General features: G+C 64.0%; 25 protein-coding genes. 14 read left to right on the forward strand and 11 right to left on the reverse strand.

All coding sequences use genetic code 11. The annotated features are described in order from the left end of the window. Nucleotide 1 precedes the first annotated feature (1 nt). Entirely contained in the window at nt 2-604 is a 603-nt protein-coding gene (locus tag HGO92_RS08345; RefSeq protein WP_169993598.1) for a HutD/Ves family protein, read from the forward strand. Between the two features lie 6 nt (nt 605-610). On the opposite strand, the gene HGO92_RS08350 is transcribed toward HGO92_RS08345, so the two are convergent. Beyond that, nucleotides 611-1,168: a YceI family protein gene (locus tag HGO92_RS08350; protein ID WP_169993600.1), complete on the reverse strand. Its 558-nt coding sequence runs from the start codon at nt 1,166-1,168 to the stop codon at nt 611-613. 241 nt (nt 1,169-1,409) lie between these two features. Here HGO92_RS08350 and HGO92_RS08355 point away from each other — a divergent pair, with 241 nt between their 5' ends. Next, nucleotides 1,410-1,880: a pyridoxamine 5'-phosphate oxidase family protein gene (locus tag HGO92_RS08355; protein WP_169993602.1), complete on the forward strand. Its 471-nt coding sequence runs from the start codon at nt 1,410-1,412 to the stop codon at nt 1,878-1,880. A 5-nt stretch (nt 1,881-1,885) separates the two neighbouring features. Here HGO92_RS08355 and HGO92_RS08360 read toward each other — a convergent pair whose 3' ends face one another. Beyond that, nucleotides 1,886-2,335: a YccF domain-containing protein gene (locus tag HGO92_RS08360; protein ID WP_169993604.1), complete on the reverse strand. Its 450-nt coding sequence runs from the start codon at nt 2,333-2,335 to the stop codon at nt 1,886-1,888. 118 nt (nt 2,336-2,453) lie between these two features. After that, nucleotides 2,454-4,097, reverse strand: a complete 1,644-nt coding sequence (locus tag HGO92_RS08365) for a DEAD/DEAH box helicase (RefSeq protein WP_169993606.1) — start codon at nt 4,095-4,097, stop codon at nt 2,454-2,456. Between the two features lie 252 nt (nt 4,098-4,349). Between HGO92_RS08365 and trmB the strand changes: the two genes are divergently transcribed. After that, nucleotides 4,350-5,291, forward strand: a complete 942-nt coding sequence (gene trmB, locus HGO92_RS08370) for a tRNA (guanosine(46)-N7)-methyltransferase TrmB (protein WP_169993608.1) — start codon at nt 4,350-4,352, stop codon at nt 5,289-5,291. Between the two features lie 24 nt (nt 5,292-5,315). Here trmB and HGO92_RS08375 read toward each other — a convergent pair whose 3' ends face one another. Together HGO92_RS08375 and HGO92_RS08380 are read right to left on the reverse strand one after the other, a co-directional pair. Beyond that, nucleotides 5,316-5,975, reverse strand: coding sequence for an anti-sigma factor family protein (locus HGO92_RS08375; RefSeq protein WP_169993610.1), 660 nt, complete (start codon nt 5,973-5,975; stop codon nt 5,316-5,318). Further along, entirely contained in the window at nt 5,972-6,463 is a 492-nt protein-coding gene (locus tag HGO92_RS08380) for a sigma-70 family RNA polymerase sigma factor (protein ID WP_169993612.1), read from the reverse strand. The genes HGO92_RS08375 and HGO92_RS08380 overlap by 4 nt, the downstream gene beginning before the upstream one ends. 209 nt (nt 6,464-6,672) lie before the next feature. Here HGO92_RS08380 and HGO92_RS08385 point away from each other — a divergent pair, with 209 nt between their 5' ends. Continuing rightward, nucleotides 6,673-7,218, forward strand: coding sequence for a COG4315 family predicted lipoprotein (locus HGO92_RS08385; RefSeq protein ID WP_169993614.1), 546 nt, complete (start codon nt 6,673-6,675; stop codon nt 7,216-7,218). Nucleotides 7,219-7,591: 373 nt separating this feature from the next. Continuing rightward, complete coding sequence (locus HGO92_RS24725; protein ID WP_440915768.1) at nt 7,592-7,927, forward strand: UPF0758 domain-containing protein; 336 nt, start codon at nt 7,592-7,594, stop codon at nt 7,925-7,927. On the opposite strand, the gene HGO92_RS08390 is transcribed toward HGO92_RS24725, so the two are convergent. The 5 genes from HGO92_RS08390 to HGO92_RS08410 form a co-directional block, all read right to left on the reverse strand. Then, the gene (locus HGO92_RS08390) at nt 7,857-8,282 is read right to left on the reverse strand and encodes a heat shock protein transcriptional repressor HspR (protein ID WP_169993616.1); all 426 of its coding nucleotides are present in this window, start codon (nt 8,280-8,282) and stop codon (nt 7,857-7,859) included. The two genes, HGO92_RS24725 and HGO92_RS08390, sit on opposite strands and share 71 nt — an antisense overlap. 21 nt (nt 8,283-8,303) lie before the next feature. Beyond that, nucleotides 8,304-9,281 carry a DnaJ C-terminal domain-containing protein gene (locus HGO92_RS08395; protein ID WP_169993617.1) on the reverse strand — a complete coding sequence of 326 codons (978 nt, stop codon included), beginning with the start codon at nt 9,279-9,281 and terminating at the stop codon, nt 8,304-8,306. 96 nt (nt 9,282-9,377) lie between these two features. Beyond that, entirely contained in the window at nt 9,378-10,049 is a 672-nt protein-coding gene (locus HGO92_RS08400; protein WP_169993619.1) for a nucleotide exchange factor GrpE, read from the reverse strand. A gap of 2 nt (nt 10,050-10,051) precedes the next feature. Beyond that, nucleotides 10,052-11,929, reverse strand: coding sequence for a molecular chaperone DnaK (dnaK, locus tag HGO92_RS08405; RefSeq protein ID WP_169993621.1), 1,878 nt, complete (start codon nt 11,927-11,929; stop codon nt 10,052-10,054). 255 nt (nt 11,930-12,184) lie between these two features. Further along, nucleotides 12,185-14,368: an MMPL family transporter gene (locus HGO92_RS08410; RefSeq protein ID WP_169993623.1), complete on the reverse strand. Its 2,184-nt coding sequence runs from the start codon at nt 14,366-14,368 to the stop codon at nt 12,185-12,187. Between the two features lie 73 nt (nt 14,369-14,441). On the opposite strand from HGO92_RS08410, the gene HGO92_RS08415 reads away from it, so the two are divergent. The 9 genes from HGO92_RS08415 (at nt 14,442) to HGO92_RS08455 (ending at nt 21,827) form a co-directional block, all read left to right on the forward strand. Then, nucleotides 14,442-15,011: a DapH/DapD/GlmU-related protein gene (locus HGO92_RS08415; protein WP_169993625.1), complete on the forward strand. Its 570-nt coding sequence runs from the start codon at nt 14,442-14,444 to the stop codon at nt 15,009-15,011. Between the two features lie 114 nt (nt 15,012-15,125). Further along, nucleotides 15,126-15,932 (forward strand): class I SAM-dependent methyltransferase, encoded by an 807-nt coding sequence (locus HGO92_RS08420; RefSeq protein ID WP_169993627.1) that lies wholly within the window; start codon nt 15,126-15,128, stop codon nt 15,930-15,932. A gap of 140 nt (nt 15,933-16,072) precedes the next feature. Then, nucleotides 16,073-16,309: a type II toxin-antitoxin system Phd/YefM family antitoxin gene (locus HGO92_RS08425; protein WP_169993629.1), complete on the forward strand. Its 237-nt coding sequence runs from the start codon at nt 16,073-16,075 to the stop codon at nt 16,307-16,309. Next, nucleotides 16,285-16,683, forward strand: a complete 399-nt coding sequence (locus HGO92_RS08430) for a type II toxin-antitoxin system VapC family toxin (RefSeq protein ID WP_169993631.1) — start codon at nt 16,285-16,287, stop codon at nt 16,681-16,683. The genes HGO92_RS08425 and HGO92_RS08430 overlap by 25 nt, the downstream gene beginning before the upstream one ends. Before the next feature lie 30 nt (nt 16,684-16,713). Further along, nucleotides 16,714-17,334: a LysE family transporter gene (locus tag HGO92_RS08435; RefSeq protein WP_169993633.1), complete on the forward strand. Its 621-nt coding sequence runs from the start codon at nt 16,714-16,716 to the stop codon at nt 17,332-17,334. 14 nt (nt 17,335-17,348) lie between these two features. Then, on the forward strand, nt 17,349-17,846 hold the full coding sequence (locus tag HGO92_RS08440; RefSeq protein ID WP_169993635.1) for a low molecular weight protein-tyrosine-phosphatase: 498 nt from the start codon (nt 17,349-17,351) through the stop codon (nt 17,844-17,846). After that, on the forward strand, nt 17,833-19,917 hold the full coding sequence (gene pabB / locus HGO92_RS08445) for an aminodeoxychorismate synthase component I (protein WP_169993637.1): 2,085 nt from the start codon (nt 17,833-17,835) through the stop codon (nt 19,915-19,917). Before HGO92_RS08440 ends, pabB begins: the two co-directional genes overlap by 14 nt. A 138-nt stretch (nt 19,918-20,055) precedes the next feature. Continuing rightward, nucleotides 20,056-20,655: a TetR/AcrR family transcriptional regulator gene (locus HGO92_RS08450; protein ID WP_169993639.1), complete on the forward strand. Its 600-nt coding sequence runs from the start codon at nt 20,056-20,058 to the stop codon at nt 20,653-20,655. Beyond that, nucleotides 20,652-21,827: an FAD-dependent oxidoreductase gene (locus HGO92_RS08455; protein ID WP_169993641.1), complete on the forward strand. Its 1,176-nt coding sequence runs from the start codon at nt 20,652-20,654 to the stop codon at nt 21,825-21,827. The genes HGO92_RS08450 and HGO92_RS08455 overlap by 4 nt, the downstream gene beginning before the upstream one ends. 31 nt (nt 21,828-21,858) lie before the next feature. Here the strand turns inward: HGO92_RS08455 and cls are convergent, their stop codons facing one another. Next, entirely contained in the window at nt 21,859-23,268 is a 1,410-nt protein-coding gene (cls, locus tag HGO92_RS08460; protein WP_169993749.1) for a cardiolipin synthase, read from the reverse strand. Nucleotides 23,269-23,380 lie beyond the last annotated feature (112 nt).

The following is a 23,380-nucleotide window of genomic DNA, read 5'->3' on the forward strand; positions in this document are numbered from 1 at the left end:
CATGCGCATCATTGAATTCGCGTCGTTGAAACCACAGCCCTGGCGCAATGGCGGGGGCGTTACGCGTGAAATTGCGTTGGGTGGCATGGCAACGGAACCAGTGTGGCGGCTGAGTATCGCCGACGTCACGACGGCTGGCGGCTTCTCCGCTTTCCCCGGGATGGAGCGCACCTTCACCGTGATCGAGGGTGACGTTGTTGAGCTGACGGTGGACGGCTTTGCGCGCCGGCTAGAGCGTTTCCGCCCCTTTCGATTCGATGGCGGCAGCACCACCTCATGTGCGCTTCCCACGGGCGCCTGCCGCGCCCTGAACGTCATGACCCGCAAGGATTCCTTCGGTGCCGGCGTCCTCATTGCAGAGCTATCCAAGAAGCAACCTCTGCCCCTCCAGCCAGACCAGTTCCTCGTGCTGCTGCAGGGACAGGCGCAAGTTTTGGACGGAATCTCTACGCGGGCCCTGGCACCGTTCGACACCGTCGCCGGCAGCGCTCCGCAGGATGAAGCCGCCACGGCAGTACCGGGCGGGCCGCAAGACGATGTTCCGCCTCCGCCCGAAATCAGCGGCCGAGGTTTCGCCGCACTGGTTTCGGTCTTCGCCCTTTAGCTGACGTCAACTGTTTTCGACTTTGACCGCGGAGACCTCGAATTCGAGCAGGATCCGGTCCGACACCAGCACGCCGCCGGAGTCCATCGCGGTGTTCCATTTGACGCCGAAATCCTGGCGGTTGATCCGGCGTGAGCCCTCGAAACCGGCGCGCAACTGCCCGCCCGGGTCCCGTTCGACGCCGACGAATTCAAGGGGAATGGAAATCTGCTTGGTTATGCCGCGGATGGTCAGATCTCCGTTGACGATGAAATTGCGCTCTTCCACCTGGTCGATCTGGGTGCTGACGAAGGTGATCTCCGGGTAGTTCGGTGCATCGAAGAAGTCGTTGGTCCGCAGGTGTCCGTCCCGCTGTTCGCTCCGCGTATCTATGCTGGCCACTTTGATGGCGAGCTTAACGGACGAATTGGACGGGTTCTCGACATCGGCATGGATGACCCCTTCGAACTCATTAAAGGCACCACGTACTTTGGTGACCATGGCATGTCGGGTGGAAAATCCAATGCGGGTGTGTGCCGGATCAAACCGCCACTCTCCGGACAAGTCGGCCGTGAGCTCAGACATTGCTGCCTCCTGAATATTGGGCACAGGCACTGCCTCCCCAGGCAGCTGAATGTGTCCGGCCCATGAGTAGATAGCCTCAACGGCTATGCAGGTAATTCCAGCACATCCACAGCCAGAATGCATCTGTTTTCCACAATGACTGATGCTCACGAGGGCACTGTTTCTGCGCCCCTGCGGGGGATGGCAAGATGGCGCTGACCGGGGCTATCTTCCTGGCCGCCAGCTCAAATAGACTGTTGTCATGACGGCACTAGACGCATCCCAGGGCATTGAGAATCTTTCATCCAGCCAGTGCTGGGAAATGTTCCGTAGTACTGATTTCGGTCGGCTCGCAGTAGTCGTGGAAGGGCACCCGGAGATTTTTCCGATCAACTACGTTGTGGATCATGGCTCCCTGGTATTCCGCACAGCGCAAGGCACGAAGCTGGATGGTGCACTGTCCGGAGTGAACGTCGCGTTTGAAACGGATGGCTACAACCCGGCGACCAATGTGGCTTGGAGCGTGATCATCAAGGGACCCGCTGAGCGCTTGAGCAGCATTGAAGACGTCCTGGCCTCGTCCATGCTGCCGCTGTTCCCCTGGCAGGGCGGCGAGAAGAACAACTTTGTCCGCGTTGTCCCCGCTGACATCACAGGGCGGCGCTTCCGCGTGCAGTCCGCCGCACGCCGCGATCCCGGACTTAGCGATGCACGCCGACTCAACGTCGAATAGTCGCTCTAGCGCCCGTACCCCGGGTACTTCCTGTCGTAACCGATGACCGGGTACTGCTTGTCATAGCCAATGAACGGTCGGTCCGTGGGCACAATTTCCTTTCCCAGCGGGGTCAGGGATACCGGAATCATCTTCAGGTTGGCGATTGCCATTGGAATGCCGATGATCGTCGCCGCCTGGGCGATGGCCGTTGCCACGTGCCCGATGGCGATCCAGATCCCGGCCACCAGGATCCAGATGATATTGCCCAGCGTCGACATGACATAGGTACGGCCGCCTTTGTCAACCACCTTCCTGCCGAACGGCCACAGCGCATACCCCGCAATGCGGAAGGACGCGATGCCGAAGGGAATGGTAATGATCAGCGCGCAGCAGATGATGCCGGCCAGGAAATACCCAGCCGCCAACCAAATGCCGCCCAGCAGCAGCCAGATGATATTTAGTATTGCCCTCATACCACCCATTCTGGCGGCTGGAACCAATATGCGCCATCAGGTAAGGCCCTGACCAACCCCTCAATCAGGGTCGGTCAGGGCCTTGACCTTGCGGGGCTCGTTGGGAGCCGCTGAGGAACTAGCGGCTGCGGCGGGCGTTGCTGGCCGGCGCCGAGGCGCGGCGGTTGCCACGGCGGGGAGCGGACGACGAGGGCGCCTGACCGAGGCCGCGGCCCTCTCCACGTGCACTGGAGGACTGCTGTCCGCCGGCAGATCCTGCGGCCCGCTGTCCGGTGGCACGCTGTCCTGTGGCCGGACGGCGCGAGCGGCCCGGCTGAGCTACATCGGCGTCAGCACGGCGGCCACCCGGGGCGGCAGTATTGCGCGCTGCGGGCCCGCGGCCGGCTCCGTCTGCCGCAGTTGTGCGGCCCGTTCCGCCAGCGGATACACCCGCAGTTCGGCCCCGGCCGCCCTGGGACCGGGCAGCGCGCTTGCGCTGGGCATTGGCTCCGGTCGACTTGCCTTGCTTGGGGGCAGCACCACGGTGGACGGCTTTGGCATCCACCGCAGCACGGCGGGCTACCGGGTCCACGGGTGCCGCGACGTCGCCGACAAGTTTGGCCACTAGCGGAGAGGAAGCGGTGACAGATTCAAAGGCTACGTCAACACCGGCAGCCTTCATGAGCTTGCCGACTTCGAGCTTCTGGTCCGGAATCACGATGGTGACAACGGTGCCGTCGGTGCCGGCCCGGGCGGTACGGCCGGAACGGTGGAGGTAAGCCTTGTGTTCTGTGGGCGGGTCCACATGCACGACGAGTTCGATCTCATCAACGTGCACGCCCCGGGCGGCCACATCGGTGGCCACCAGAACGCGGACACCGCCCGAGGAGAACTCGGCCAGGTTCCGGTCGCGGGCATTCTGCGAAAGGTTTCCGTGCAGATCCACCGCGGGAATGCCTGCATCGCTCAGCGTCTTGGCCAGCTTGCGCGCGTGGTGCTTGGTCCGGGTGAACAGGATACGGCGGCCGGTGCCGGACGCCAGCGCCTTCACCAGCTGCTTCTTCACGGTCTGGTCCGGCGAGACGAGCACATGGTGTTCCATGGTGCTGACGGCGGCCTGCGGATTGTCCACGGAGTGGGTAAGGGGGTTGGACAGGTAGCGCTTGACGAGCTTGTCAACACCGTTGTCCAGGGTGGCGGAGAACAGCATCCGCTGCCCCTGTGTGGGAGTGGTATCAAGCAGGCGCTGGACCACGGGAAGGAAGCCCAGGTCCGCCATATGGTCCGCCTCATCGAGGACGGTGATTTCCACCGACTCCAGCGTGAGGATCTTCTGCTTCATCAGGTCCTCGAGACGCCCGGGGCAGGCGACCACAATATCGACACCGGCGCGCAGTGCTTTTTCCTGGCGCTGCTGGGAGACGCCGCCGTAGATCACGGTGGTGTTCAGGCCCATTTCGCGGGCCAGCGGCTCGATAGTCGCGTTTAGCTGTGTGGCAAGCTCGCGGGTGGGAGCCAGCACCAGTCCCAGCGGGCGACCCGGCTTGCGGCGGTAGGCTGCTTCCTGGTCTGCCAGGCGGGCAACCAGGGGCAGGGCAAAAGCGAGCGTCTTTCCGGATCCGGTGCGGCCGCGGCCCAGGACGTCACGTCCGGCCAGCGTATCCGGGAGGGTTTCCACCTGGATCGGAAACGGTTCGGTGATGCCGCTGCCGGTCAGCGAGGTGACGAGCGGCGAGGGAACTCCGAGCTGCCTAAAAGAGCGCACGGCAGTAGAGGTAGTCATGAGAGTAATCAGTTACTTTCGGTCAGTGTCCCCGGCACCGGTATGGCCCAGGGTTTCGCCGAAGAAAATCATCAGACAGAGTCAACCGCTCGGCTTCTTACCTGTTGGTCAGGACTTCTGGAGAAGCGATGGAACTGCGGGAGAAATGTGAAAGCGTTCATCGACGCAGGGAACGTACAGCAATGCACGCTCCAAGTAGGTCAAGTTTACCAGCCCCACGGCATCGTCCCGACCACGGCTATTCTGAAGTAGATGACTCACGAGACCAGTTCTTCGCACACACCTTCATCCGGCAGCACCGGCAACGCTGACGGCGACGCCGAAACCGCGCCTGCGGCGGAGCCGTTCCTGACCCGTACCGTCAGCTTTGTCCGCCGCGGCAACCGGCTGCAGGGACGCCGGCAGCAGGCCTGGAACGACTATGCCGAAAAGTACGTGATCGACGTCCCGCGGGACAGAACCGACACGTCCGTGCATCCGGATTTCGTCCTCGACGTAGCCGCCGCCTTCGACCGCGAAGCTCCGCTCGTCGTCGAAATCGGATCCGGACTCGGCGAAGCCGTCTGTCATGCCGCCGAGCAGGACCCCGCGCGCAATTTCCTGGCGCTGGAGGTCTACAAGCCCGGTCTGGCGCAAACCTTGCTGCGGGTGGGGCAAAAGGGTTTGCGCAATGTCCGGGTGGTCCAGGCGAACGCCCCGGAGGTACTCGCCACAATGCTGCCAGCCGGTTCGGTCAACGAACTGTGGGTTTTTTTCCCCGACCCGTGGCATAAGACCCGGCACCATAAGCGTCGCCTCGTGCAGGAAAGTTTCGCCGGGCTGGCGGCGCGCGTGCTGGAGCCGGGAGGCTTGTGGCGGTTGGCCACGGACTGGTCGTCCTACGCCATCCAGATGCGCGACGTGGGCGATGCCGCGAAAGACTTTGACAATGTCCACGCCGGCGAACGTTTCGGCGCCGACAGTCCGCTGACCAAGGTCTGGGAAAGCGGCGTCGAAAAAGTGGTCGGCGGAGCCCCGGTCCGCGAGGGCAAGTTGCCTGTCAGCACCGGCAACGCAAGCGAGGGTGAAGGCATGGACGACATCGGCGGCTGGGCGCCGCGGTTCGAGGGCCGGGCCTTGACCAGCTTCGAGCAGAAAGCGCATGAGGCAGGCCGGGAGATTTTCGACCTGACTTACCGCCGCAAGCAGCCGTAGTCGCTGGCTGCTGGCCGCGGCCGTTCAGTCGCGCGTGACTACCGAGGCGACCGGAACAGCGGCATCATTCTTGATCTCGACCCTGACAATATCTTCAGTTCCCACGTCGGTAGCTGCCGTGAGCCGTGCCCGGCCTGCGGGTGTTGCTTTCCACGTCGCCACCTGGCTGGCCTTGCCTGTGGAATCGGTGACCCAGAGGGAGAGTACGCCGCTGTTGGGCAGTTGCTCGCCGTCCACAGCCAGCTCGGTGCCCCACCGCTTGTACACCAGGTCCAGATCTACCTGCAGGCCGCGGGAGGAAGCCATCGTATAACTGTCCATCTCCTGCTCCGGCGCCGTGACAACCGGTCCCACGACCGCGCCGATGATCAGCGATGCCGCGGCGACGGCGGCGACCAAGCCAGCCACCCGGCGTCGTGCTTTGCGGCGGCGCACTGCCAATTCGTTCAGCAGCCGCTTGGTATTCTGCTCGATTTCTTCGATGGGCGGTTGCGCCAGCTCCAACGCTTCGTCCCGCGGCACGGCGTCCAGCATGCCCGGGAGGCTCTCCAGCTCGGCGGCTTCCTGACGGCAGACCGGACAATCATTGAGGTGCGCTTCGAATGCCCTCGCCTCATCCCGCCGGAGACCGCCGAGGATGTAAAGCCCGAGCAGTTCCCGCAGCTGCTCATGGTCGCCTTTCATCGCTTGACTCCCATCTCATCGAGTACAGACCGTAGCGCTTTCACGCCGTAAAAGGCGCGTGACTTGACCGTTCCCAGCGGCAGGTGCAGTTCCTCGGCTGCTTCAGCGGCGGTCAACCGCTGGTAGTGCAGCGCCAGAATGACGTTCCTGTGGTCCACGCTGAGCCGCGTCAGGGCTTCCTCCATAATCACTTTGAGCAATAGCCGGTCCACCTGGTCGGCTGTTGCCAGCTCTTCTTCCGGCAGGCTTGTTTCCTGAGGACGGCTGTTGCGGCGCCGGTAGTTGTCGATAATGACGTGCCGCGCGGTCCGGTACAGGTAGCCGCGCATGTTCTCGACCTCCGGGCCAAGTTTCCATACGCGCAGGATCGTCTCCTGTACCACGTCCTCGGCCTGATCCGGGTCTGATGTGGCGGCCAGCACGAACCGTCGAAGTGCCGCCGCATGGTCACGGTACAACAGCGCGACCGCTTCTTCTTCCATCGACATCGACGTTCCCTCCTGACCGGGCGGCCCGGGTTCCGGAGCCGTCCGCAATCAGGAAGACGTGCCCAACAGCGGAATGGTTCACCGGCAAGGAAGAAGAACATCCCCCAGGCGTTGAACCATTTTCGCCCGGCAGTACGTCTTTGCCAATAGCGGCCCGCAACCGGCGGGCCGGGACCGAGCACAACCCGGTTGATCGTTAGGAATTCCTCATGAAAATCAAACTCAGTGGTGCTGCTGCCCTTATGACCGCAGCCCTTCTCGGCCTCACCGGATGCGGCGGCGGCGATGAATCAGGGACGGAAGCCCCGCCGCCGGCCGAAGAAACAACCGCCATGCCCGAGACCACCGAATCGGCACCGGGCGGGGCAAGTGCCCCGGCCTCCGGTGAAGCCGGGGCGATGGCTGGTTCCCAGCTCATGACTGCCGAAACCGACCTCGGTGAGATTGTGGTCGATAGCGAGGGAATGACCGTCTACTACTTCACCAAGGACGAAAAGGATTCCGGTGTCAGCAACTGCACCGGCGACTGCCTGGTCGCGTGGCCGCCTGTCCTGACCGAAGGCGATGCCCCGGAAGTTGAAGGCGTCACTGCGGAAGTCGGAACGATCGATACGCCCGACGGCAAGAAGCAGGTGACCATCGACGGCCTGCCGATCTACTACTGGCAGAACGACAAGGCGCCGGGAGACGTCGACGGCCAGGGCGTCAACGATGTCTGGTATGTAGTGGCCCCGGACGGGGAAATGATCCGCTGAAAGAACGGAGATTAGTCTTGGTTCATAGTTGAAACAAGACGTGGCAGGGCATGATCGATAGGAACGAGGCCCTGCTCCTCCGCAAGACAAGTAGAGGGTCCGACGCGCGGGTGGACGAGGCCAAAGAGGCGAGCGTCCACCTGCGCAGTACTCTCCGCGTGGCTGGGGCCCCCGTGCGGCACCCGCAACAGCGCCCTGGTTGCAAGTGAAAGTGCGGCCAAGTGATTCGCTACGGCCTGGCCCCATCTCCACAGGGGCCGTTCCGCACGTGCGCTGTCCACATGGCCTCGGCGCCGCCTTCGGATCAGTCTTGCCTGCGCCTACCGTTGGCCGCATGAACACAAGTCACAGGAACCATCTCGCGATCGCACAGATGAAGGCGGAAGACCGGCCCCGGGAGCGCATGGTACGGATGGGAGTCCGGAGGCTGAGGGATGCGGAGGTGCTGGCGCTGGTCATCGGATCCGGGACGCGGGATGCGAGCAGCTTGGAACTGGCGCAGTCGATCCTGAAGAGGCTCGGTGGTCCGGCCGGGCTGCAGCTCGCCGAGCCCGGGGAACTTCAGGAAGTGCCTGGAGTCGGCGCTGCTCTGGCGGCACGGATCGCCGGTGCCATGGAGTTGGCGCGGCGGGCAGCCCTTAGGAGTGCGGGCGCCAGACCACCAAGGCCTGGCTCCGCGGCCGCGGACGCTTCCCACGGGCCAGGGTAACAACGTCTCCGGCCAGCCCGGCGGCGAACACCCGCCTGGCTTCCGTTCCGCTCTGCCGCCGCGTGCTTTCAAGCTCGGCGGTCAGTTCCTGCACCCGGGAGCGCAGGGCGTTCACCTGGTTCTCCAGCTCCAGGATCCGCTTAATGCCCTCAAGCGACACGCCTTCCTGCGACAACCGCTGGACTTCCCGCAGGGTGTCCACGTCGCGTTGCGAATAGCGCCGCTGGCGGCCACGCTGCCGGGACGGTGAGACCAGGCCCAGCCTGTCGTACTGGCGCAGGGTTTGCGGATGCATCTCCGCGAGCTCTGCAGCTACGGAGATCACAAAGATAGGCGCGTTGCGGTCAATACCCATTGCTCTCTCCATATCTGCCGCCTAAAGCCTGGCCTTGGTTGCCAGGTTGGCGCGGGGATTCGCATCCCCAGTGGCCGCGGCGAATGCCTTGACGGCTTCTTCAGCTTCTTTGTTCAGGTTTTGTGGAACAACGACGTCGATCGTTACCAGCAGATCCCCCGTCGCCTTGGCCGTCTTAACACCGCGTCCCTTGACCCGCAGCGTCCGTCCTGATGGCGTGCCGGCAGGCACCTTTACCTTCACCGCTTCGCCGTTCATGGTCGGAACCTCGATCTGCGCGCCCAACGCCGCTTCGTCGAAGGTCACCGGGACATGGATCCGAAGATTGTCACCGTCGCGTGTGTAGAAGCTATGGGGCTGGACATTCACGGTAACCATCAGGTCGCCGCTGCCGGCAGGGCCGGGCTGGCCTTTGCCGCGGACGCGGACCTTTTGACCGTCCTTAATACCGGCGGGAATACGGACGTCAATGACTTCGCCGGAAGGCTCGCGCAGCCCGATGGTGGTTCCCTTGATGGAACCGGCAAAGGAAATGCTGGTGGAGGCGGTCCGGTCCGCACCTTTGCGCGGGGGCGCCTGCGGCGGCTGGAACCCGCCCCCGAACCCGCCGCCGAATAGGTCGGCAAACTCGGGCGGGATATTCCCGTTGCCGAATCCGCCGGCTGAACGGCTGCGCGTGCCCTGGCCGAACATATTGCCGAAGATGTCCTCAAACCCGCCGCCGCCGGGTGTGCCCGCTCCGCCAGCGGTAAAGCGGGCTCCACTGCCCATCGCCCGGATGGCGTCGTACTGCTGGCGCTCTTCCGGATCGGAGAGCACCGAATATGCTTCGGAGACGTCCTTGAACATCTTTTCAGCCGTGGCGTCAGAGGAGTTCGTGTCCGGATGGTACTTCCGGGCAAGTTTGCGGTATGCCTTCTTGATGTCGGCATCCGACGCGTCCTTGGAGACACCAAGGATCTTGTAGAAGTCCTTCTCGACCCAATCCTGGCTAGCCATTCAGGCGCCTCCCTTCATGTAGTTCAAAGTCTATGGTGGCCCGAGAGCCCATGAGAGCCGGGGACGCCTTCACGACGTCCCCGGCCTCGTTCGGGGCTACTCAGCCGGTACAGCCACGATCACCTGGGCAGCGCGCAGGACACGCTCCCCGGACTTGTATCCAGTCCGCAGGATCTGGCTGACCGAATCGACCTGGACATCCGCGCTTTGCTGCTGCATCAGCGCTTCGTGGATATTCGGATCGAACTCCACGTCCGTCTCGGAGATCGGTTCCAGACCGTAGACCTTCAGGACGTTTTCCAGCTTCGCCGCGATTGCGGCGAAGGGTCCGTCCTCGAGGTCGCCGTGCTGGCGTGCGGCATCGATGTCGTCAAGTACCGGAAGCAGTGAGTTGAGAACGCCGATGATGGCCATCTGGCCAGCCACCGCGCGGTCCCGTTCCACCCGCTTGCGGTAATTGACGTACTCCGCCTGAAGGCGCAGCAGGTCATTCCTCAGCTCTGCCGCCTGTTCCGAGTCCGCACCTTGGGCTACCGATTCCCCGGCGGGAACGTCGGTGCTGTTCAAGATAGCCTCGGCCTGGGACAGAGCGTCACCCTCAACATCCTCCGATGCGGGTGCCTCCGCGGCGGCAACCTCCTCGGCTGCCTCCGCATCGGCAGGTGCTTCCTGGCCACGGACCTTGCCCGTCTCCGGGTCAATCTTACGGTTGTCGCGGAAGCTCACCGGCTCTGACTCGTGCTCGTGCTCGTTACCGTGGTGGGGCATAGTTACTTCTTCTCTTCTTCCTCGTCGACAACCTCGGCGTCGACGATGTCCTCGTCAGCGTTGGCAGAGCCTTGTCCATCAGCGCCGTCTGCTCCGGGTGCACCCTCGCCGGCTGCGCCGGAGGCCTGGGCCTGCGAGTAGATGGCCTCGCCGAGCTTCGTCTGGGAAGCCTGCAGCTTCTCGAACGCGGACTTCACCTCGTCGTCGTTGTCCTGCTTCTCCAGTGCGGACTTCAGGGCATCGACGTCGGCCTTGACCTCGGTCTTGACCTCTTCGGGCAGCTTGTCGTCGTTGTCGGCGAGCAGCTTGTCCACGGAGTAGGCCAGCTGTTCGGCCGAGTTTCGGACGTCTGCGGCCTCGCGGCGCTTCTTGTCCTCGGCCGCGTGTTCCTCGGCCTCGCGCACCATGCGGTCGATGTCATCCTTGGACAGCGCGGTACCGCCCGTGATGGTCATGGACTGCTCGGCGCCGGTGCCCTTGTCCTTGGCGGACACGTGGACGATACCGTTGGCGTCGATGTCGAAGGTGACCTCGACCTGAGGCACGCCGCGCGGAGCCGGCGCGATGCCGGTCAGCTCGAAGGTGCCCAGCGGCTTATTGTCCCGGGTGAACTCGCGCTCGCCCTGGAAGACCTGGATGGCCACCGACGGCTGGTTGTCATCCGCCGTGGTGAAGGTCTCGCTCCGTTTGGTCGGGATCGCGGTGTTGCGCTCGATCAGGTGCGTCATGATGCCGCCCTTGGTCTCGATGCCGAGGGACAGCGGGGTGACGTCGATGAGCAGCACGTCCTTACGCTCACCCTTCAGCACACCGGCCTGCAGTGCAGCGCCCACGGCGACGACCTCGTCCGGGTTCACGCCCTTGTTCGGCTCCTTGCCGCCGGCCATTTCCTTGACCAGGTCGACCACTGCGGGCATACGCGTGGAACCGCCGACCAGAACGATGTGGTCGATGTCGGAAACCTTGATGCCGGCTTCCTTGATGACGTCGTGGAACGGCTTCTTGGTCCGGTCCAGCAGGTCCTTGGTCAGTTCCTGGAACTTGGCACGGCTGAGGTGCTCGTCCAGGTGGACCGGCCCTTCCGGGGTCACCGAGAGGTACTGCAGCGAGATGTTGGTGGAGGAAGCCGAGGACAGTTCCTTCTTGGCCTGCTCGGCAGCTTCCTTCAGACGCTGCAGGGCAATCTTGTCCTTGGACAGGTCCGCGCCCTTGGACTTGGCCTGCTGGAGCAGGAAGTCCACAACGCGCTGGTCCCAATCGTCGCCGCCGAGGCGGTTGTCGCCCGAGGTGGAACGGACCTGGATGGTGGAGAAGTCATCTTCATCCTTGCCAACTTCGAGCAACGAGACGTCGAAGGTGCCGCCGCCAAGGTCGAAGACCAGGATGAGTTCGTCTTCCTTGCCCTTGTCAAGGCCGTAGGCCAGTGCGGCAGCCGTCGGCTCGTTGACAATACGCAGGACGTTCAGGCCGGCAATTTCGCCGGCTTCCTTGGTGGACTGGCGCTCGGCATCGTTGAAGTATGCCGGCACGGTGATCACAGCGTCGGTGACCTTCTCGCCCAGGTAGGACTCGGCGTCGTGCTTGAGCTTCTGCAGCACGCGGGCGGAGATTTCCTGCGCGGTGTAGTTCTTGCCGTCGACCTCGACCTTCCAGTCGGTGCCCATGTGGCGCTTGACCGAAGCGATGGTGCGCTCGATGTTGTTGACGGCCTGGCGCTTGGCGATTTCGCCGACGAGGACCTCGCCGGACTTGGAGAATGCCACGACCGACGGGGTGGTGCGGCCACCCTCGGCGTTCGCGATGACGGTGGGCTCGCCACCTTCCAGCACGGAAACCACGGAGTTGGTGGTACCGAGGTCAATACCTACTGCACGAGACATACGCTTGTCCTTTCATGATGAACCGAATACCGGCCCGAAATAGTGGTCCCGCTGCCGGCCGTGTCCCTGAGGACCGGACCGGCGGAGCCCTGGCATTGCAGGACCTGAACCATATTGAGCGTTCTGCACTCAAGTTTACTCAGACTCGAAACGATGTCAATTCAACTTGAGCCAAGCCGACTCAGGTTTGCCCCAAAGGGACAAGCATCATAGTTCAGGCGGAAGACCGCCAGCGCGCGGTGTCCGGCCTGAACCTCAGACGTTGGCCTCCACCATATGTGCCGCGGATTCAGCGCTCGGCGAAGTCCGCGAGAGCTTGCCTGGCCACCAGATGCGCCGCCCCAGATCGTACGACAGCGCGGGTACCAGCAGCGAGCGCACCAGCACCGTATCCAGCAGGACTCCGAAGGCCACGATGAAGGCCAGCTGCCCCAGGAACAGGATCGGAATGACTCCCAGAGCCGCAAAGGTAGCCGCCAGGACGATGCCGGCCGAGGTGATGACGCCACCGGTGGCCCCCAGTCCGCGCAGGACCCCGGGGCGGGTGCCGATTTTCAGGGATTCTTCCCGCACCCGGGTCATGAGGAAAATGTTGTAATCCACGCCGAGTGCCACCAGGAAGACAAAACCGTAGAGGGGCACGGAAGCATCGGCGCCGGGGAAGCCGAAGATGTGGTTGAACACCAGCGCGGAAACGCCGAGTGCCGTCAGGTAGGACAGGACAACACTCAGGATCAGCAGCACCGGCGCCACCACGGCGCGCAGGAGCAGCATCAGGATGACCAGGATGACCAGCAGCACGATGGGCGTGATCTTGAGCAGGTCAGCCTGGGCGGTCACGTTGGTATCCAGCGCGACGGCGGTGACCCCGCCTACCAGCGCGGTTTCATCCACGGCGTCCAGGTCCGCCCGGAGATCGGCAACATCGTTCTCCGCGCCTTCCGAGTCGGCGGCCTTCTCCAGCGTCGCGTTGACCATCACGCGCCCGTCCAGTTCAACAACTTCGCCGTCTTCGCTGAAGAAATCGGCTTCGGCAACGCCATCATGTTCACGCACGGCGTCGAGCACATCGTCCCGTGCCGAACTATCGGCCACAATCACGGCCGGAGAGCCGGAGCCGGCGTCGAAATGGCGGGCGAGCGCCTCCTGCCCGTCCGCCGAGTCCGTCTGCACCATCACCAGTTCGGACTGTGGAACGCCGTGTGCCTGCAACTGCAGGACGCCCAGGGATCCCGCCACGAGGACGAACAGCGAGACGAGCCAGGTGGCCCGGGGACGCTTGGCAATCAGCCTGGCTACAAGGCGCCAGGTACCGCGCAGACCCTCCGCGCCGGCCGGCACCGTTCCGATTTCCCCACGGTGCGCGTGTTGTCCAGGCCGCGGGACAATCGGCCAAAAGGCAGCGCGGCCGAAGATCAGCAGCAGAGCCGGCAGCAGGGAGAGCGAGGCAAGGACGGAGAAAACAATCCCGATGGCTGCGATGGGGCCGAGACTGCGATTGGAGTTAAGATCCGAGAACAACAGGCACAGCAGCGCCAGGACCACGGTGGCGCCGGAAGCCGCAATCGGTTCCAGCGAGCCCCGGTACGCCGTCTTCATTGCAGCCCACTTGGAGTCCTGCTCCCCCAGCGCCTCGCGGAACCGGGAAACCAACAGGAGGGCATAATCCGTCGCGGCGCCGATCACCAGGATGAACAGGATGCCTTGGCTCTGCCCGCTCAACTGGATCCAGTCCATCAGCGCAAACCAATAGATCACCAAGATCGCGCCGCAAAGGGCGAAGACGGATGTCAGCAGGACCAGGAAGGGCAACAGCAGCGCCCGGTAGACAATCAGGAGAATGACGAAGACCGCCAGCAGCGCCACTCCGAGCAGCAGGCCGTCGATTCCGGCGAAGGCCTCAACCAGATCGGCGATGAACCCTGCCGGTCCGGTGACGTACGCGGTGGCCTCCGCAGGCAGTTCAGCCTGGAGCACTGTCCGCAGTTCCTCGACCGCTTCTCCCGCGTCTCCCGCGATCGGGACAATGAACTCGATCGCTTTGAAGTCTTCTGCGGGAATCGGGCCGGCAACCTGGCTCTCAGACGCCGCGGTCACCCCTGCCGCCTCGCCGAGTTTGTCAGCCAGCGGGACATAGCTCCGGAGCTCCTGAGGCTCGATTGCCTGGTCGAACTCAATAACGACGACGGCGGGCACGGCGTCGGAATCGAGAAACCTCTCCTGCCACTCGCCGGCTTCGGTGGACTCGGCACTTTGCGGCAGAAACCCGGCCTGATCATTGGTGGAGACATCCGAGAGCTTGCCGAAAGCAGGTCCGCCGGCGCCCGCCGCGGCCAGCCAAACGAGGACGATCAACACAGGGAACAAGGTTCTAAGCCAGCGCTTCAATTCGTTCCTTTGAGGGGAGGAAAAGTCCTCTCCACTATAAACTATTTCCATGATCGAGATAGTTCGTTCGTTCCCACTTGGCTCCCAGCGGGGCGGACCGCCCGGCTTTGGTAGAAAGGAGGGCATGGAACTCGACGACCTCCTTGATGCACTGAACGCGGGACAGACCATTACCGGGGATTCGCCGCTGCACGAGGTCATGCACCGCGTCAGCCAGGATGCCTTGCGCATCACCGGTGAACTCAACGGCGGTTACCAGGAACCGGCACGGGTGCGGGAGCTGCTAGCCCAGCTGACCGGCAAGCCAGTTGATGAAACGGTGACGGTATTTCCGCCCTTCTACTCCGACTTCGGGAAGAACATCACCCTTGGGGAGCGGATCTTCATCAATTCCGGGTGCAAGTTTCAGGACCAGGGCGGTGTGGTCATCGGGGACGACTGCCTGATCGGGCACAACACGGTGTTTGCCACGCTCAACCACGACCTCGCGCCGAGCCGCCGCGCGGACATGCACCCGTCCCCCATCGTCGTCGGCCGCAATGTCTGGATCGGCTCCAACGCCACCATCCTGCCGGGCGTGACCATCGGTGATGATGCCGTCGTAGCGGCCGCATCCGTGGTTACGAAGGACGTACCGGCAAAGTCCATTGTTGTGGGCTCGCCTGCACGCGTGGTGCGCTCAGTTCCCAACTGAACCGCACTGTTTCAGCCTCAATTGGATCGGGCAGATCACGGACGGCGACACCTTGCGCAATAGAACTGGCACGTCGCTGTCTCGAGGAGGCCGATTCAGAGTAGTCTGCCCACTATGAAGGATGAGGTGTACTCCCACGGCCACCACCAGAGCGTTGTCAACGCGCACGCAGTCCGCACCGCCGAGGACTGCGCAGCCTATCTGCTCCCCCATCTCAAGCCCGGCCTGAAACTGCTCGACGTCGGCTGCGGCCCCGGCAGTATCACCGCAGACCTGGCCGAGCTGGTGGCCCCGGGCGAGGTCATCGGGCTTGACCGCTCGGATGACGTGCTCACACAGGCCGCCGAGCTGGCCGCGCTGCGGGGGCTGGAGAACGTCACCTTCGTCAGCGGCAACATTTACGACCTTGATTACGACGACGACACGTTCGATGTGGTCCACGCCCACCAGGTCCTCCAGCACCTGACGGATCCGGTTGCGGCCCTGTACGAGATGCGTCGCGTCACCAAACCCGGCGGACTTGTGGCCGTGCGGGACGCGGACTTCCACGGCATGAGCTGGTTCCCGCAGCTGCCGGAGCTGGATGACTGGATGGACACGTACCAGCAGATCGCCCGCGGGAACCACGCGGAGCCGAACGCCGGCAGGCATCTGATTTCCTGGGCCATGGCCGCCGGGTTCCGCGATATCACGCCGTACTCATCCAACTGGCTCTACGCTACGGACGAGCAGCGCGCATGGCAGGGCAACGTCTGGTCGGAGCGGGTGCTGCATTCGGCCTACGCGGAACAAGCGCTCGAACGCGGCATCACCGACCAGGCAGGTTTGGACCGCATTGCGCAGGGCTGGCGGGAGTGGGCGATGGCCGCGGACGGCTGGTTCCTGATTCCCAACGGCGAAATCCTCGCCCGCAAACCGTAAGAGCAACCACTTGGCTGGGCCGGGCCGCTGCGGATTTCTCCGCTTTCGGCGACTTCTACCGCCGCACCGGGCGGCTGGCACGGACTTTGTGGCCCACGGTGACCCATACGGCGGAGGTTGACCAACTAGACTTGGTCAATATGGGACAGTACAACGTGCAGGATGCGAAGACCCGCTTTTCAGAGCTGTTGAACCTGGTTCAACACGGGGAAGACGTCGTGATTGCCAAGGCGGGCAAACCCGTTGCGCGCCTGGTCAAAATCGATCCGCCCACGCAGCGGCGGCTCGGTTTCCTCAAAGGGACCGTTCCCCCGGATGTCCTCGAACCGATGGACAAGGAGGAGCTGGACGCATGGGAACAACCACTTACCTTTTAGACAGCCATGTCCTCCTCTGGGCGCTGTTCGAGCCCAAGAAGCTCTCGCAAAAGGCCAGAAGCATCATCCGTAACCGAGGCAATACCCTCTGCGTCTCGGCTGTCACCGCCTTCGAACTCGGCCACAAACACCGACTGGGCAAACTACCCGGCATAGAAGCGCTCTTTGTCGGCTACCGCAGGCACGTTCTTGAACTGGTAAGCGAGGAAATTCCGCTCAGCGGCGTGCATGCGCTGGAAGCAGCACAGCTCGAATGGCCGCACCGTGACCCCTTCGACCGGATGATCGCGGCACAGGCGATCGTGGAGGGCCTCGCAGTCATCACCGCGGATACGGCGTTGCACGATTTCGAGCTCCTTCAGACAGTGTGGTGAAGCGAGGCCTGCGGCGCGTAATATCATCTGGTGCAGATTTCCCTGTGGCTGGCGCTGGTTGGCGCCGGCACCGTCATCAGTTTCACCCCGGGCGCGGGTGCCGTCAACACCATGAGCAACGCCCTCAACGCGGGCTTCCGCCGTTCCCTGTGGGGCATCCTCGGGCAGCAGGCGGCGCTGATCATCCACATCCTGATCGTGGCCCTTGGCGTTGGCCTGCTGGTAGCCAGTTCCCCGACGGCTTTCTATGTCATCAAGTACGCCGGCGCGGCCTACCTTGTTTATCTGGGCATCCGGCAACTGCTGGCCAAGCCCTCGGCGGACCAGGAAATTATCCAGGCGCAACGGAACGAGCCTGCTTGGTCGATGTTCCGGCGCGGCCTGTGGGTCAATCTGCTCAATCCGAAGGCGATCGTGTTCTTCCTGGCGTTCATGCCCGGCTTCATCCGCCCCGAGCAGCCGCTGGCACCGCAGTACGTTGTCCTGGCCTGCACCATTGTCATTATCGACATCCTGGTCATGTGGTTCTTCTTTGCCGCAGCGGCACGGTCCTTCCACCGGTTCACCAGGACTGAACGCGGGCAGCGCATGCTCGGTTACGTTTTTGGTGTCCTCTTCATCGGTGTCAGCCTGCTGCTGGCCTTCTTCTAGTTAGACTCGTGGCTATGTACCGGATAATCACTGTCTGCACAGGCAATATCTGCCGCTCCCCTATGGCCCAGTACATCCTGACCAAGGCCTTCGAAGATGCCGGCCTGTCCGACGAGGTGTCCGTGGACTCGGCAGGCACTACCGGGTGGGAGACCGGCCGTCCCATCGATGAGCGCGCCGCCGCCCGCCTCAAGCAAGCCCACCTGCTCACCGCAGACCATCGTGCCCGGCAGTTCGAACCCGCCTGGTATGCGGACCGGGACCTGATCCTGGCCCTGGATGTGGACCACTATGAACAACTGCGTGACGACGCTCCGGACGATGGCGCCCGGAACAAGGTCCGCATGCTCCGCTCTTTTGATCCCAAAGTCGCGGACGGCGGTCCCGCCGAGCAGGGCATCTACGACCCGTGGTTCGGCGACGAAGCCGACTTCGATGTCAGTTGGAACCTGATCAGCGCAGCGGTCCCGGGCATCGTGGAACACGTCAGGGCGCAGCTTGCCACCCACTGACAAACCGGTCATCATCGCCGTGGACGGACGTTCCGGGGCGGGAAAGACCACTTTGGCGGTGGAGCTGGCCGCCCTCCTGCGTGAGCACCACACCGTTTCGCTGTTCCATCTGGAAGACATTTATCCGGGCTGGCATGGCCTGGCCGACGGGCAGCAGCGCTACCTGGAAACGGTGCTGCAGCCGCTTGCCCGCGGCGAGCGCGCAACGTGGACGGCTTGGGACTGGGAGCAGAACGACGACGGCGAGCGCCGTTACACGGAACCGGCCGAGATCGTCGTGGTGGAAGGAGTTGGTGCCGCCCACGCCGCCGCACGGGAACTCACCGACGTCGCTATCTGGATCCAGGCCGAAGCGGTGGACCGCCGGACCCGGGCCATTGCCCGTGACGGTGCCGGCTACGAGTCCTTCTGGGACGTGTGGGCGGCGCAGGAAGAAGCCTGGCTTGACGGCGACGATGTCCCCCGCGCCGCAGACCTGCTGCTCCGTGGCCAAACCGGCGCCACTGCGGCTGCCGGGGTGCTGAAGGCCCTGGCCTCGCTCCCGCAGTTGGACGCACTGCTTTCGGTGGAGCGTTCCCATGGTGTTGCTCCTCTACTGCTGACCGAGCGGATTGATGCCCTGCCCGACGGAGCTGATCTCTTCCGTGCCCTTTATGCAGCCTCGGACCGCGCGGTCTGGCTGGACAGCTCCAATGCCGGAGCCACGGCGGTGCCGGACCGCAACGAATACAGCATCATGGCCGACGACGCCGGGGCCTTCGGCCGCTATGCCGAACATCGCTCGGGCGTCACTTCGGTGGCCGACGGCGCTGTTACTACCCGGATCCGCTCGCCCTTCTTCCGCTGGCTGGATGGAGTGTGGGGCACTCCCGCTGTCACCGGCCCGGTTGAGGTTCCCGGCGGATTCGCCTTGGGCTGGCTGGGGTACCTGGGCTATGAGCTCAAGCGCGAATGCGGTGGCAGTGACGTCGCGGCTGCCACCCCCGATGCGGCCTTGATCTTTGCCGGCCGCGGCGTCGTGCTCGACCATGCGCGCCGGTGCACCTATCTCCTGGCCTTGGCCAGCGACGCATCCAGGGACGAAGCCCGCGACTGGTTCGCCCGGACCCGGACCGCCGTCGAAGTGGCGGCGGCCGGGGACGGCTCCGCCGCGTCCGGCATGTCTGCCCCCGGACCGCATGGGATGCCCTGCTCCGAAACCGCTGGGTCGGTTCCGGCGGCATCCGGTGGCCCGGCCTTCACGGTGCGGGACAGCAAGGACCAGTACCTGCTCAAGGTCCGCCAGGCGCAAGCGGAAATCCACGAAGGTAACTCCTACGAAATCTGCCTGACCACGGAGCTGTCCGCCACCGCTGCCGCAGGGTCGGATCCGCTGGAAACATACCTGTCCCTGCGCCGTCGTAATCCCGCACCGTTCGCCAACTACCTGCACTTTGGCAGTTTGACCGTCGCCAGTACCTCGCCGGAGCGGTTCATGAGCTTGGCCGCCGATGGCGCGCTGCGTGCCGAACCGATCAAGGGTACCCGGCGGCGGGTCGCGGATCCGGCGGCGGACGCAGCGCTGAAAGCGGAGCTGGCAACCAGCCTCAAGGACCGCGCCGAGAACATCATGATCGTGGATCTGCTGCGCAATGACCTGAGCCATTTTGCCGTGCCCGGTTCGCTGCGTGTCAGCCGCTTATGCGCGATCGAAAGCTATGCCACGGTGCACCAGATGGTTTCCACCATTGACGCGAGCTTGCGTCCGGACGCGTCCCGTGCGGAGGCCATTGCTGCCGCGTTCCCCGCCGGTTCGATGACCGGCGCCCCGAAAATCAGCACGATGGATATCCTGGACCGGTTGGAGTCGGGAGCACGCGGCGTCTATTCGGGGGCGGTAGGCTACTTCTCGCTCAACGGTGCCGCTGACCTGTCCGTGGTGATCCGGACCCTGGTCCGGCAGGGCGACCAGCTGACGTTGGGCGTCGGCGGTGCCATCACCGCCGACTCCGATCCGGAAGCCGAATGGGACGAGGTCCGGGCCAAAGCCTTCGGCGTGCTCTCGGCGCTCGGCAGCGTCTTTCCCGACTAAAGCCGACGCGAACCACGCACCGGCCAGCCGACGCCTTCTGCAAAGAAACCTGCTGCGGGGCTGTTTTTTGGACAGTGGCGCGTGGTAGACCGGAAATCGAAGTATTTGGACGAGCGTCCAAAAGATTCGAGGTCTGCAATGACAACCGCCCATCTGAAAACTGCCAAGGGTACCCGGACCCGGGACCGGATGCTGGAGTCCGCCGTCGTGCTGATCCCGCGGCTGGGCTGGTCCGCGGTCACGGCCCGGGTCCTCGCCGGGCACGCGGGTGTGCGGCCGGGCATCATCCACTACCATTTCGATTCCCTGGAAGCCCTGCTCGCCGAAGCGGCCGTGGGCGCCGTTCGTGAGGCGCTTGAATTTCCGAGCCGCCAACTGGAGTCCGGCATCAGTCTTGATGAAGGACTGCACATGTTCCTCGCCGCGCTGGACGAGTTCGCGCCGGACGAACCCGTCAATCTGCTGTTCGTCGAAACATTCCTGGCGGCGGCGCGCGGCGGGGTGCTGCGGGATGAACTGGCACAAGTGCTCCTGGATTTCCGCACCCGCACAGCCCGTTGGCTGGAGCGAGTGGGTTTCGACGGCGACGCCGACGCCACGGCCGCCGTTCTGGCCGCGGCTGTCGACGGGCTGATGCTGCACCGGGCGCTTGACCCCGGGCTCACTGCCGACGTCGCGTTCCCGGTGCTGCGCAGGGCCTTGGGCATTACTGCTGCAACGGAAGGAAGTTCCCCATGAAAGCCATAATCTGCGGCGCCGGCATCACCGGTTTATCTGCCGCCAATTTCCTCAGCGCCAAAGGCTGGGAAGTCACCCTCGTGGAACGCTCGGCCGGGCCGCGGCCCGATGGCTACATGATCGATTTCTTCGGCTCCGGCTGGCAGGCGGCAACCCACATGGGCGTTATCGGCAGAATCCGTGAACTCGGATACGACGTTAACCGGATTGACTACGTGGACCGCAGCGGCCGAAGCACGGCCCATCTGGGTTACGAGAGCTTCACCAAGGTGGTCGGCGATCAGTTGCGCAGCATCCTGCGCCCCGATCTGGAACAGGCTATCCGCGAAGTGCTGCCGGACTCGGTGGAGTTGCTCTATTCCACCACGATCAGCTCGATCCATGACTCGTCCGCTGCCGCCACCGGGTCCGGCGGAAAGGTGGATGTGGAGCTCTCGGACGGCCGGCGACTTACCGCCGACCTGCTGATCGGGGCAGACGGGATCCATTCGGACGTCCGCGGCAAGGTCTTCGGGCCCGAAGCCGACTACTTCAAATTCCTGGGGTTCCACGTCGGAGCGTATTCGTTTCGGGACAACCGGGTAAAGGACATTCTGGCCAACCGGTATGCCATTACGGACACCTGCGGCGAGGCCATGTTCTTCTACCGGCTGCGTGACGGCAGCATTTCGGCGCTGGGCGTCCACCGCACCGACAGGCAGGAGCGCCCGGGCGATATCCAGCAGGAATTCCGCGAGCGCTACCGGTCTCTGGGGTGGCTGTGTCCGCTGGCGTTGGAGCATTGCCCCGAGTCCTTCTACTATGACCAGGTGGCGCAGATCCGGATGCCGCGCTGGTACCGGGGCAGGGTGGTCCTGCTGGGAGATGCCGCTGCCGCGGTCTCGTTGCTGGCCGGCCAGGGCGCGTCGCTGGGCATGGCCGGCGCCTATGTGCTCGCCGACGAACTGGCCAAACATGACCAGGTGCCGGCCGCCCTCGCCGCCTTCGAGGCACGCTGGCGCCCGTACGTCGCCGAGCAGCAGAAAGCCGGTGAGTCCGCAGCAAAATGGTTCGTTCCAGCGGACCGCCGCGCCCTGCTCATGCGGCGGCTCTCGATGCGGCTGATCAAGGTGCCGGGCGTCAGCAGGCTGGTCAGCGGCGCCGTCGTCGGTAAAATCGGGGCTGCACTCTGAGCAACCCGTCCCAGCTCCAGCAGTGCCGGAACTATTGGAGGGTCGCGGTCAGGCGGGCCACGTTATCGACATACCGCTCCCACCGGGTGCGCTGGCGCCACTCGTCCAACGTGATCTCCCGGGAAACCTCGCGGTAACTTTGCTGGATTTCGCGCATCTTGCCGACGATGTCGCCGCCGAGGTGCATGACCGACACCTCCAGGTTCAACGAGAAGGAGCGCATGTCCATGTTGCTGGAGCCCAGGACACCGACCTCGTCGTCCACGGTGAAGTGCTTCGCGTGCAGCACCAGGGGTTTCGGATACAGGTAGATGCGCACGCCGGCTTCCAGCAGGGCCTGGTAGTAGGAACGCTGGGCATGATGGACCAGGAACTGGTCCCCCTGTTCCGAGACGAAAAGCTCGACGTCGACGCCGCGCTGTGCCGCCGTCGTAATCGCATAGAGCAGCGAATCATCCGGCACGAAGTACGGGCTGCAGATGGACAACCGCTCTACTGCCGCGTAGATCAACGTATTGAACAGGCGCAGATTGTTCTCCGTGGCAAAGCCCGGCCCGCTCGGAACCACCTGGCACGTCATGGGGCCCGGTTCGCGGACCGGTGCCGGCGTGAAGAGCTCGCTGCCGAGGGTATCGTCCGTTTCGCTGGACCAGTCAGTAGCAAACACCACGTTGAGCGCGGTGACGATGGGGCCCTCATAGCGGGCCATCAGCTCCACCCATTGCCGGCCCGTGCGCTCGCTGGAGGCACGGTGGTAACCGGGCTCGATCAGGTTCTGCGATCCGGTGAAGGCAACGCGTCCGTCCACCACGAGGATCTTGCGGTGGTTGCGCAGGTCGATGCGGCGCCATTGGCCCCGCACGGGCAGCAGCGGGAGCATGCGCTGCCACTCAATCCCGCTGCCCTGCAGCCAGCGCCGGAACTTTCGGTAGCCCTTGATCCGCATGGTGCCGAGGTGGTCGAAGAGCAGGCGGACCCGGACACCGCGGGCCGCGGCGTCTTCCAGCGCCACGAAGAGCTCCTCGGTGACCTCGTCCTTCGCCATGATGTAGAACTGGATGTTGACGAATTCCTGCGCCTTGCGGACGGCTGCGGCCATCGCGGCGATGGAGCCCTCGTAGTCCGGATACAGCTCCACGTGGTTGCTGTCCACCATGGGAAATGATCCGAGCGAACGGTTCAGTTCGGCGGCCGAATGGACCCAGGCGGGTGCATCGCGTTCGCTGGGTGGCTCTGCCAGGTCCTGCGTGGCTGCCCAGACTTTCCGGTTGATCTCGGTCTGCTTGGCGATCCGGCGGTCCGAAAGCCGGAAACTGCCGAACATGAAGAACAGGGCCAGGCCGACCAGCGGAATGAAGAAGATGGCCAACAGCCACGCCATGGCGGTGGTGGGGCGGCGGTTGCCCGGCACAATGCCCAACGCCGCAATCCGGATTCCCATGTCCAGTATCGAAGCCACCACGACAACCCAGTCCGGGAACGTGCCCAGACCCGCAAGCGACCACAACACGGCAGCGAACTCCTCCCTTTCCCGCCGGTCCACGGCGCTGTCC

The organism is Crystallibacter degradans (genome assembly GCF_012952295.1).
GTDB lineage: Bacteria > Actinomycetota > Actinomycetes > Actinomycetales > Micrococcaceae > Crystallibacter > Crystallibacter degradans.